The 11,957-nt window shown below is 69.5% G+C and carries 6 protein-coding genes; 5 read left to right on the plus strand and 1 reads right to left on the minus strand.

Translation table 11 applies throughout. The features are described 5' to 3' along the window. Positions 1-201 precede the first annotated feature (201 nt). The 5 genes from gltB (at position 202) to NQK81_RS38625 (ending at position 10,508) form a co-directional block, all read left to right on the plus strand. Positions 202-4,770 carry a glutamate synthase large subunit gene (gltB, locus tag NQK81_RS38605; RefSeq protein WP_257485401.1) on the plus strand — a complete coding sequence of 1,523 codons (4,569 nt, stop codon included), beginning with the start codon at positions 202-204 and terminating at the stop codon, positions 4,768-4,770. Continuing rightward, positions 4,763-6,271, plus strand: a complete 1,509-nt coding sequence (locus NQK81_RS38610; protein WP_257485402.1) for a glutamate synthase subunit beta — start codon at positions 4,763-4,765, stop codon at positions 6,269-6,271. The genes gltB and NQK81_RS38610 overlap by 8 nt, the downstream gene beginning before the upstream one ends. A 314-nt stretch (positions 6,272-6,585) precedes the next feature. After that, positions 6,586-7,977, plus strand: coding sequence for an alpha/beta hydrolase (locus NQK81_RS38615; RefSeq protein WP_257485403.1), 1,392 nt, complete (start codon positions 6,586-6,588; stop codon positions 7,975-7,977). Between the two features lie 128 nt (positions 7,978-8,105). Then, entirely contained in the window at positions 8,106-9,038 is a 933-nt protein-coding gene (locus NQK81_RS38620; RefSeq protein ID WP_126733693.1) for a trypsin-like serine peptidase, read from the plus strand. 78 nt (positions 9,039-9,116) lie between these two features. Further along, on the plus strand, positions 9,117-10,508 hold the full coding sequence (locus NQK81_RS38625; protein ID WP_034319228.1) for a class II 3-deoxy-7-phosphoheptulonate synthase: 1,392 nt from the start codon (positions 9,117-9,119) through the stop codon (positions 10,506-10,508). Positions 10,509-10,579: 71 nt separating this feature from the next. On the opposite strand, the gene NQK81_RS38630 is transcribed toward NQK81_RS38625, so the two are convergent. Beyond that, on the minus strand, positions 10,580-11,821 hold the full coding sequence (locus tag NQK81_RS38630; protein ID WP_371878927.1) for a wax ester/triacylglycerol synthase family O-acyltransferase: 1,242 nt from the start codon (positions 11,819-11,821) through the stop codon (positions 10,580-10,582). Between the last annotated feature and the right edge of the window lie 136 nt (positions 11,822-11,957).

Consider the following 11,957-nt stretch of genomic DNA (forward strand, 5'->3'; position numbering starts at 1 on the left):
ACTGTGACCTCATCAGGAACTGTGTCGTTCCGGGCGTCCAGATCGTTACCCATCCGCGGGCTTTCGCGTCCGCCGAACTGATGCCGACGTGTTTCACAGGTGTTAAAGTCGCGCTAACGAACGGGCCATCGTCGTCCCGTGCGCATTCCCCCGGCCGGCCCCGCCCGGCCGCTGAGCACAGACGACGAAGGAGGTCCCTTCATGATCTTCTCCGCCATTCCAGGCAAACAGGGTCTCTACGATCCCGAATCCGAACAGGACTCCTGCGGTGTGGCCATGGTGGCCGACGTCCGCGGGCGCCGTTCGCACGGAATCGTCACCGACGGCCTGTCCGCGCTGACGAACCTCGACCACCGCGGTGCCGCCGGCGCCGAGCCGACCAGCGGTGACGGCGCGGGCATTCTGCTGCAGCTCCCGGACGAGCTGCTGCGGGCCGAAGTGGACTTCACGCTGCCCCAGGCGGACGCCGACGGTCACCAGACCTACGCGACCGGGATCGGTTTCCTGCCCTCGGACATCGAGGAGCGGAACAAGGCCATCGCCCTGATCGAGCGGATCGCCGGCGAAGAGGGCCTCGACGTCCTCGGCTGGCGTGAGGTCCCGGTCGACGCCGATCGCGCCGACATCGGCCCGACGGCACGTTCGGTGATGCCGCATTTCGCGATGCTGTTCGTCGCGGGCGCCGAGGCCGACGGGCGATGTCCCTCCGGGCTCGAACTGGACCGCCTGGCCTTCTGCCTCCGCAAGCGCGTCGAGAACGAGAGCGTGACCGCCGGCTGCGGCACCTATTTCCCGTCGCTGTCCTCGCGCACCATCGTCTACAAGGGAATGCTGACCCCCGAGCAGCTCCCGCTCTTCTTCGCCGACCTGACCGACACCCGGCTCGCCAGCGCCATCGCGCTCGTGCACTCCCGGTTCTCCACCAACACCTTCCCGTCGTGGCCGCTGGCGCACCCGTTCCGGTTCGTCGCGCACAACGGAGAGATCAACACCATCCGGGGCAACCGCAACCGCATGCGCGCCCGTGAGGCGCTGCTCGAATCGGATCTCATCCCCGGCGACCTGACCCGCCTGTACCCGATCTGCTCGGCCGACGCGTCGGACTCCGCCTCCTTCGACGAGGTGCTGGAGCTGCTGCACCTCGGCGGCCGGTCGCTGCCGCACGCGGTGCTGATGATGATCCCCGAAGCGTGGGAGAACCACACCGGGATGAACGCCCAGCGCCGTGCGTTCTACCAGTTCCACGCCAGCCTCATGGAGCCGTGGGACGGCCCGGCCTGCGTCACCTTCACCGACGGCACCCTCGTCGGCGCCGTCCTCGACCGCAACGGCCTGCGCCCCGCCCGCTGGTGGCGGACGGCGGACGACCGTGTCGTCCTGGCCAGTGAGGCGGGCGTGCTCGACGTCGCCCCCGCGGACGTCGTGGCCAAGGGCCGCCTCAAACCCGGCCGCATGTTCCTGGTGGACACCGAAGCGGGCCGGATCGTCGACGACGAAGAGGTCAAGTCGGAGCTGGCCAAGGAACTCCCGTACGAGGGCTGGCTGCACGCCGGTCTCCTGCAGATCGCCGACCTCCCGGACCGCGATCACATCGTGCAGAGCCACGATTCCGTGCTGCGGCGCCAGCTTTCCTTCGGCTACACCGAAGAAGAGCTGAAGATCCTCCTCGCGCCGATGGCGCTCAAGGCCGCCGAGCCGATCGGCTCGATGGGTTCCGACACCCCGCCCGCGGTGCTGTCGCAGCGTTCCCGGCTGCTCTACGACTACTTCAAGCAGAACTTCGCGCAGGTCACCAACCCGCCGCTGGACGCGATCCGCGAAGAGCTCGTCACCTCGATGAGCCGGATCATGGGGCCCGAGCGGAACCTGCTCGCCCCCGGCCCGGCCTCCTGCCGTCACGTGCAGCTGCCGTATCCGGTGATCGACAACGACGAACTCGCCAAGCTGATCCACATCAACGACGACGGCGACCTTCCCGGCTTCGCGTGCAGTGTCCTTTCCGGACTGTACGAAGTGGACGGTGGTGCCGACGCGCTGGCGTCCGCGATCGAGCGGGTCCGGCGCGAGGCCTCCGAAGCGATCGAGGCGGGCGCGCGCACGCTGGTCCTGTCCGATCGCGACTCCGACCACCGGATGGCGCCGATCCCGTCTCTGCTGCTCGTCTCCGCGGTGCACCACCATCTGGTGCGCACCAAGGAAAGGCTGCGGGTCGCGCTCGTCGTCGAGACCGGCGACGCCCGCGAGGTCCACCACATCGCGCTGCTGCTCGGCTACGGCGCCGCGGCGGTGAACCCGTACCTGGCCTTCGAGACCATCGAAGACATGATCTCGACCGGCGGCATCACCGGGATCGAGCCCGCCACCGCGATCCGCAACTACGTCAAGGCGCTCGTGAAGGGCGTCCTGAAGATCATGTCGAAGATGGGCATCTCGACCGTCGGCGCGTACACCGCGGCGCAGGTCTTCGAATCCTTCGGGTTGAGCCAGGATCTGCTCGACGAGTACTTCACCGGGACGTCGTCGAAGCTCGGCGGCGTCGGGCTGAGCGTGCTCGCCGAAGAGGTCGCCACGCGCCACCGCCGGGCGTACCCGGACAACCCGACCGATCGGGTCCACCGTGGACTCGAGACCGGCGGTGAGTACGCGTACCGCCGCGAGGGCGAACTGCACCTGTTCACCCCGGAGACCGTCTTCCTGTTGCAGCACGCGACGAAGACCGGCCGGGAAGAGGTGTACAAGAAGTACTCCGACGAGGTGCACCGCCTGTACCGGCAGGGTGGCGCGCTGCGCGGGCTGTTCTCCTTCCGCGAGGGCGCGCGCGAGCCCGTCCCGCTGGACGAGGTCGAGCCCGTCGAGGCGATCTTCAAACGCTTCAACACCGGCGCGATGTCCTACGGCTCGATTTCGGCCGAGGCGCACGAAACGCTCGCCATCGCGATGAACCGCATCGGCGGCCGGTCGAACACCGGTGAGGGCGGGGAAGACCCCGAGCGGCTCTACGACCCGGCGCGCCGCAGCGCGATTAAGCAGGTCGCGAGCGGCCGGTTCGGCGTCACGAGCGAGTACCTGGTCAACGCCGACGACATCCAGATCAAGATGGCGCAGGGCGCGAAGCCGGGCGAAGGCGGGCAGCTGCCGCCGAACAAGGTGTACCCGTGGATCGCGCGCACGCGGCACTCGACGCCGGGCGTCGGGCTGATCTCGCCGCCGCCGCACCACGACATCTACTCGATCGAGGATCTGGCCCAGCTGATCCACGACCTCAAGAACGCCAACGAGAACGCCCGCATCCACGTGAAGCTGGTGTCCTCGCTCGGCGTCGGCACGGTCGCGGCGGGCGTGTCCAAGGCGCACGCCGACGTCGTGCTGATCTCCGGCCACGACGGCGGCACCGGCGCCTCCCCGATGAACTCGCTCAAGCACGCGGGCACCCCGTGGGAGATCGGCCTCGCCGAGACGCAGCAGACGTTGCTGCTCAACGGTTTGCGCGACCGGATCACCGTGCAGGTCGACGGCGCGATGAAGACCGGCAAGGACGTCGTCATCGCCGCGCTGCTCGGCGCGGAGGAGTACGGCTTCGCGACCGCGCCGCTGATCGTCGAGGGCTGCGTCATGATGCGCGTCTGTCACCTCGACACCTGCCCGGTCGGTGTCGCGACCCAGAGCCCGGATCTGCGCAAGCGGTACACCGGCCAGGCCGACCACGTCGTGAACTACTTCCGGTTCGTCGCCGAAGAGGTCCGGGAAACGTTGGCGGCGCTCGGTTTCCGCACCCTCGACGAGGCCATCGGGCACGCCGAGATGCTGAACACCGACGAGGCGGTCGAGCACTGGAAGGCCTCCGGTCTCGACCTCGCGCCGATCTTCGAGATGCCGACGGAGACCCCGTACGGCGGGGCGAAGCGGCGCACGCGCACGCAGGACCACGGCCTGGAGCACGCGCTCGACCGGACGCTGATCCAGCTCGCCGAGGCGGCGCTGGAGGACGCGCACCCGGTGCGGCTGGAGCTGCCGGTGCGGAACGTGAACCGGACAGTCGGCACGCTGCTCGGCTCCGAGATCACCCGCCGCTATGGCGGCGAGGGCCTGCCCGAGGACACGATCCACGTGCTGCTGACCGGTTCCGCCGGGCAGTCGCTCGGCGCGTTCCTGCCGCGCGGCATCACGCTCGACATGGTCGGCGACGCGAACGACTACGTCGGTAAGGGCCTGTCGGGCGGGCGGATCATCGTGCGCCCGCATCCGGACGCGAAGTTCGCGGCGGAAGGCCAGACCATCGCCGGGAACACGCTCGCTTACGGCGCCACCGGCGGCGAGATGTTCCTGCGCGGCCAAGTCGGCGAACGGTTCTGCGTGCGCAACTCCGGCGCCGTGGTCGTCGCCGAGGGCGTCGGCGACCACGCCTTCGAGTACATGACCGGCGGGCAGGCCGTGGTGCTCGGCCCGACCGGGCGCAACCTCGCGGCGGGGATGTCCGGCGGCGAGGCCTATGTGCTCGACCTGGACCGCGGCAAGGTCAACGAGGAGATGGTCAACTTGCTGACCCCGTCCTCGGAGGATCTCGCCTGGCTCAAGAAGACCGTGCAGAAGCACTACGACCTCACACGTTCGGCCGTGGCCGCGTCGCTGCTCGGCGACTGGCCGCGTCGCTCGGCGGCGTTCACCAAGGTGATGCCCCGCGACTACCAGCGTGTCCTTGACGCGGCGAAGGCGGCGCGTGCCGCGGGCCGCGACGTCGACGAAGCGATCATGGAGGCCGCTCGTGGCTGATCCGACGGGTTTCCTGAAGTACGAACGCGAAGAGCCGAAGAAGAAGTCCAAAGAAGAGCGTCTCGCCACCTGGGGCGAGGTGTACGCCGACGTGGAGCCGGCCGAGCGCAACGAACAGGTGCGCAAGCAGGCTTCGCGGTGCATGGACTGCGGCATCCCGTTCTGCCATTCCAGTGGTTCCGGCTGTCCGCTGGGCAACCTGATCCCGGAGTGGAACGACCTCGTGCGCCGCGGCGACTGGGCCGCGGCGAGCGACCGGCTCCACGCCACCAACAACTTCCCCGAGTTCACCGGGAAGCTGTGCCCCGCGCCGTGCGAGGCGGGCTGCGTCCTGTCGGTCTCGCCGCTGTCCGGTGGCCCGGTGGCGATCAAGCGGGTCGAGCAGACCATCGCGGACCAGTCGTGGGAAGCGGGCTACGTGCAGCCGCAGATTTCGGCCGTGTCGTCGGGGCAGCGGGTCGCGGTCGTCGGCTCCGGCCCCGCCGGGCTCGCGGCCGCGCAGCAGCTGACCCGCGCCGGCCACGAAGTGACCGTCTACGAACGGGACGACCGGCTCGGCGGCCTGCTGCGGTACGGCATCCCCGAGTTCAAGATGGAGAAGAAGGTCCTCGACCGGCGGCTCGCGCAGCTCCGCAAGGAGGGCACGAAGTTCGTCACCGGCTGCGAGGTCGGCGTCGACCTGACCGTCGAGGAACTGCGGGCCGGTTACGACGCGGTGGTCCTCGCCGTGGGCGCGCTGCGCGGCCGCGACGACACGACGACACCTGGTCGCGAGCTGGCCGGGATCCACCTGGCGATGGAGCACCTGGTCCCGGCCAACAAGTACGTCGAGGGCGACGGCCCGTCGGCGGTGGACGCGGCGGGCAAGCACGTGGTCATCATCGGCGGCGGTGACACCGGGGCCGACTCGTACGGCACCGCGACCCGCCAGGGCGCGCTTTCGGTGACCCAGCTGGACCAGTACCCGACGCCACCGTCCACAAGGGACGACGAGCGGTCGCCGTGGCCGACCTGGCCGTACATTCTGCGCACCTACCCCGCGCACGAAGAGGCGGGCGAGCGCAAGTTCGCCGTCGCGGTCACCCGGTTCATCGGTGACGACGAAGGCAACGTGCGTGCCGTCGAACTCCGGCAGGTCCGCGTGGTCAAGGACCCGGAGACCGGCAAGCGCATGGTGACCCCGGTCAACGACGAGGTCGAGGAACTGCCCGCCGACCTCGTGCTGCTCGCGATCGGGTTCGAGGGTGTCGAGCACATGCCGCTGCTGGACGGTCTCGGCCTTTCGCTGACCAAACGCGGCACGCTCTCGTGCGGCGCGGACTGGCAGACGTCCTCACCCGGCGTGTTCGTCTGCGGCGACGCGCACCGCGGTGCCTCTCTGGTGGTGTGGGCGATCGCCGAGGGGCGCTCGGTGGCGAGCGCGGTGGACGCCTACCTGACCGGTGCTTCGGACCTGCCCGCACCGGTGCATCCGACGGCGCTGCCGCTCGCGGTGGTCTGACACTCCGGGGGCGACGCGACCGGCAGAGCGTCGCGAAAGCCACTTTCGGGACACCTGATGTCCCGAAAGTGGCTTTCGCGACATGGGCGGGCCGGTGGAGGCCCGCACGGACTTCCGGTAGTGCGGTTTCGCGTGATCAGAGGGACGACACGACTGGCGGCCGGGGCCTGCCGCGAGTCGTCCGTCTGGTCACGCGAACGAACCGCTCACGAGGACTAAGACCAACGTCACGTCCCGCTCCCACCGAAGGTGGAGGTCCCGGGTCAGGCTCCGGGCCGACGCGGTAGGGCCGTCGGCCACGTCAAGCTCTCCGCATGAGAAAAACGTTGGCGTTACTGGCTTTCCTGCCACTGACCATGGCCATCCCGGCCACCGCCGAAGCGGCTCCGGCGCTGCGCTGGACGTCGCCGTGCCCGGACTACGGCGTGACACCCTCACCGACGGCCGGTCTCGAATGCGCGAAGCTCAAGGTGCCGCTGGACTACGCCGATCCCGGCGGGCGGACCATCGAACTCACCGTCTCCCGTAAGGCGAGTAAGTCGCCGAAACGGCGCGGCGTGCTGCTGATGAATCCTGGCGGCCCCGGCAGCCCCGGCCTGGCCATGCCCGCGCAGCTCGCGGAGCGACAGGGACAGTCCGGGCTGCTCGACAGTTACGACATCATCGGATTCGATCCGCGCGGAACCACCTACAGCACGCCGGTGACCTGCGACCTCACCGAGGAGCAGAAGTTCATCCTCGTCGGCCCGTACGCGGAGGGCCCGCGCGACGTCGCCGAGAAGGCGGCAAAGTCGCGTGTGGTGGCGAAGCAGTGCGCCGAGTCGAAGACGGCGGAACTACTGCCGCAGATGACCACCGCCAACACCGCGCGCGATATGGACCGGATCCGCGAGGCGTTAAGGGAGCGGAAGATCTCGTACTACGGCGTCTCGTACGGGAGCTACCTCGGCGCCGCCTACGCGTCGATGTTCCCCGCGCGCACGGATCGGATCGTGCTGGACAGCCTCGTCGGCCCCGGCGGAGTGGACGTACAGGCACATCAGCGTTTCGCCGACGGCTTCGACGATCGTTTCGGCGACTTCACGGCCTGGGCGGCGGCGCGGGACGACGTCTACCACCTCGGGCGGACGCAGGCCGAGGTGACGGCGAAGTTCTTCGAGCTGGCCGAAAAGCGCCCGGGCATCCGAAGCGACACCTGGGGAGCGCTGTACGACGACGCGAACTTCCCACGTCTCGCCGAGCAGTGGACCGCTCCGTCCGCGAAGGCACAGGGCGGTCCGCTAGACACCGACAACCACGCCGCGCTCCAGCTCCAGGTGCTCTGCAACGACTCCGACTGGCCGGAAAGCGTGCGCTACTACCAAAAGGCGGTCGAACGAGCCCGCGTGACGCATCCGATGTTCGGCCCCGCCGCCGCCAACATCACGCCTTGCGCGTTCTGGCCTGCCGAACGCCGCGAGCCGCCGGTGCGGATCCACGACCGCGGACCGTCGAACATCCTGCTGGTGCAGAACCTGCGCGATCCGGCGACGCCGCTCGTCGGCGCCCGCGAGATGCGGTCGGCGCTGGGCGCGCGGGCGAAGTTCGTCACCGTGGACGCGGGCGGGCACGGCGTCTTCACCATGGGGAACGCCTGCGGCGACGACTTCGTGCTCCGGTACTTGCGGGACGGCGCCCTCCCGGTGGCCGACGCGCACTGCCGCTAGACCGAACGGCCCATACGCCACCCCGGATGCGGCCGAACGGCCGCTTGTACGCCCGGTAGCAGGACAAATACTTTCGAAATGTCGTGCAAGTCATACGGCAATTCACCGGTGGCGAAAGGTGGTACGCCATGAAGAGGACGGCTTCCCGGACGGGGATCCTGGCGGCGCTCGTCGGGCTGGCGGTGACGGGGCTGACCGCCGTCGCGAGTCCCGCGCACGCCGGACCGGTCCAGCATCAGGCAGCGACCGGCGCGCAGGCGGTGGCGGCCTACTGGACGCCCGAGCGGATGCGGTCGGCGGTGCCGATCGAACAGCTGGTCCAGGCGCCCGCCTTCACCCCGAAGGACGTCGCGAAGGGCAAGAGCACGATCATCCAGAGCATCCCCAACGGTGGGGGCGCATGGACCGGGGCAGGCAAGGTCGTCCAGACCGCGGGCCGGGTGTTCTTCACCATGGGCGGGCGGAACGCGTCGTGCTCCGGTGACGCGGTCACCAGCGCGAACGGCAGCGTCGTGATCACCGCCGGGCACTGCGTGAAGTACCAGGGCGCCTGGCACACGAACTGGACCTTCGCGCCCGGCTACAACAACGGCAACACGCCCTACGGCACCTGGGCCGCGAAGAGCACGCTGACCACTCCGCAGTGGGAAGCGAGCGAGGATATGAACTACGACATCGGCGCGGCCGTGGTCGGCCCGCTCAACGGGCAGAAGCTGACCGACGTCGTCGGCGCGCAGGGGATCGCGTTCAACCAGGCGCGCAACCAGTCGATGTACACGTTCGGGTACCCGGCGGCGGCGCCGTACGACGGCTCGAAGCTGATCTACTGCAGCGGGAGCACGTTCACCGACTTCCTGCTCACCAAGGACCACGGGATGAGCTGCGACATGACCGGCGGTTCGAGCGGCGGCCCGTGGTTCCTCAACTTCAGCGAGGCGACCGGCGCGGGCGTCCAGGCCTCGGTGAACAGCTTCGGCTACACCTTCCTGCCCGGTTACATGTTCGGCCCGTACTTCGGCACGGACGCGCAGAACCTCTACAACAAGGCACAGGCCGCCTGATCAGCCCGCCGCCCGTCCACGTTTTGGGACTTTCGTCCCGGTGGGCGGGCGGCTTTCGGCGCGGCATATCCTGGTCCGGTGAACTGGACAGTGGACGTTCCCGTCGACACGCTCCCCGAACTGCCTCCTCTGCCTCCCGAGCTGCGTGACCGGCTCGACGACGCGCTTTCCCGGCCCGCGGCGCAGCAGCCCGAGTGGCCGGACGCCGAGCTGACGAAGCGCGTGCGCGGCGTGCTGGAGAGCGTGCCGCCGATCACCGTCCCCGCCGAGATCGACCGCCTCTCCGACCGGCTCGCCATGGTCGCCCGCGGCGAGGCGTTCCTGCTCCAGGGCGGTGACTGCGCGGAGACGTTCGAGTCGAACACCGAGCCGCATATCCGCGCCAACCTGCGCACCCTGCTGCAGATGGCCGTCGTCCTCACCTACGGCGCGAGCCTGCCGGTGGTGAAGGTCGGCCGGATCGCCGGCCAGTACGCGAAGCCGCGTTCGGCCTCCACCGACGCGCTCGGCCTGCCGGTGTACCGCGGCGACATCATCAACTCGCTCGTCGCCAAGCCCGAGCTCCGCGTGCCCGACCCCGGCCGGATGATCCGCGCCTACGCGAACGCGGGCGCCGCGATGAACCTCGTCCGCGCGCTCACCGGCGCCGGCATGGCGGACCTGCACCAGGTGCACGACTGGAACAAGGACTTCGTGAAGTCCTCGCCCGCCAGCGAGCGCTACGAGGCGCTGGCCTCGGAGATCGACCGCGGACTGCGGTTCATGTCGGCGTGCGGCGTCACCGACACCTCGCTCCAGTCCACCGAGATCTTCGCCAGCCACGAAGCGCTGCTGCTGGACTACGAGCGCTCCATGCTGCGGATGGACCGCGCGGACGCGGCGAACCCCAAGCTGTACAACCTGTCGTCGCATTTCCTCTGGGTGGGCGAGCGGACCAGGCAGCTCGACGGCGCGCACATCGCCTTCGCCGAACTGCTGGCCAACCCGATCGGCCTCAAGATCGGCCCGACGACCACGCCCGAGCAGGCCGTCGAGTACGTCCGCCGCCTCGACCCGCGCAACGAGCCCGGCCGCCTGACGCTGATCGCCCGGATGGGCAACGGCAAGGTCCGCGAGGTGCTGCCCGCGATCGTCGAGAAGGTCGAGGCGTCCGGGCACAAGGTCATCTGGCAGTGCGACCCGATGCACGGCAACACCCACGAGTCTTCGACGGGCTACAAGACCCGGCACTTCGACCGGATCGTCGACGAGGTGCAGGGCTTCTTCGAGGTGCACCGCAAGCTCGGCACTTACCCGGGCGGCATCCACGTCGAGCTGACCGGCGAGGACGTCACCGAATGCCTCGGCGGCGCGCAGGAGATCTCGGATCTGGACCTTTCGGGCCGGTACGAGACCGCTTGCGACCCGCGTCTGAACACGCAGCAGTCGCTGGAGCTGGCGTTCCTGGTCGCGGAGATGCTGCGCGGCTGACCGGTCCCACGACAAGCGCGTGAAGGCCCCCTTCCCTCGGCTGAGCCGAGGGAAGGGGGCCTTCACGCGCTTCAGTGAGCAGTGTCCAGCAGGCGCGCAGCCGACTTGAGCACGCCGTCCCGCAGCGAACCCACGTCCGAGACCGCCGCCCCGTTCGCCTGAAGTCCGATGTGGACCGAGTCGCGATAGGTCGCCACCGCGATCCCGATCGCCTGCCGCGGCGCCAGCGGCACGAACGGGTACACACCGGAGACCTTCGTCCCGTCCAGGGTGAGCCGGTTGGGCGGCACCGGCACCGTGGTGATCACGAGGTCGAACAGCAGCGGCGCGGCCAGCCCGGCCGCCTTCGAGCCGAGCCGGTGCAGCATCGGCGGCATCCGGTCGGCGAGCAGCGGGAACGCGCCAGGGCCCCGGGCCGGGCCCGCCGCCTTGTTCCGGCTCATTTCCCGCTGGACGGCCAGCAGCCGCTCCACCGGGTCGTCGAGGCCGACCGGCAGCTCGCAGAGATAGCCGGACAGCTTGTTCCCGCCGAGCTGCTCGGCGGAACGCCCGCGCACGCTGACCGGGATGAGCGCCCGCAGCGTCCGGTCGTCGGCACGCTGGCCGCGGTTGATCATCCAGTCGCGCAGCGCGCCGCTGAGGATCGCCAGCACGACGTCGTTGGCGGTCCCGCCGTGGGCCCGGCGGATCCGCCGGATCTCGGCGGTGTCCAGCCGGACGAGACCGAGCCGTCGTTCGGTCGACGGCGGCGCGCTGATCGGCGACAGCGGCGAACGGGTCGCGCGGACGACCGAAGAGGCGATGCCGGCCTGGGCCAGCGTCGAGCCGACGGCCTCCTTGACAGCGTCCACAGGGGAGCGAGGCGCGGGCGGACCGGTGCCGCTGTGCGGACGCCGCGGCGCGCGGGGGAGTTCGTCGAGCAGGCCGACGGCGACCGCGTAGGCACCCGCCCCGTCGGTGAGGGCGTGGTGCAGTTTCAGCAGCAACGCGAACTCCCCGTCCGGCAGGCCGGTGACGAGATGCAAGTCCCACAAGGGTTTTCCGGTGTCGAGCGGCCGTCCCATCCAGCGCGAGGCGTAGGCGGAGAGCGGGTCCGGTTCGTACAGGGAGCTCAGGTGATGATGTGAAATATGTTCACTGGCAACGAAATCCGGGTCCTCGGCCCAGATCGCGGCGCCGGGCGGGAACAGCGCGGTGCGGGGGCGCTGACGAAGCTTGGGGAGCCTGGCCGCCCGTTCGGCGAGCAGCGTGGTCAGCTCGCGCGCGTGCACCTGCCCGTGCGGGCGGAAGGTGACCACCGCCCCCATGTGCATGGGCGTCGTTTCGCTTTCCAGGCAAAGGAAAGCGACATCGAGTGCGCTCAGCTGCAGGCCTGACATCAGTGACCTTTCTCGGTACTCCGGCGGCGATGGGCACAACTGCACCAGCCTGACATGACGGGCGGGTGGT

Origin of the sequence: Amycolatopsis roodepoortensis (genome assembly GCF_024628825.1) — a bacterium.
Taxonomy (GTDB): Bacteria; Actinomycetota; Actinomycetes; order Mycobacteriales; family Pseudonocardiaceae; genus Amycolatopsis; species Amycolatopsis roodepoortensis.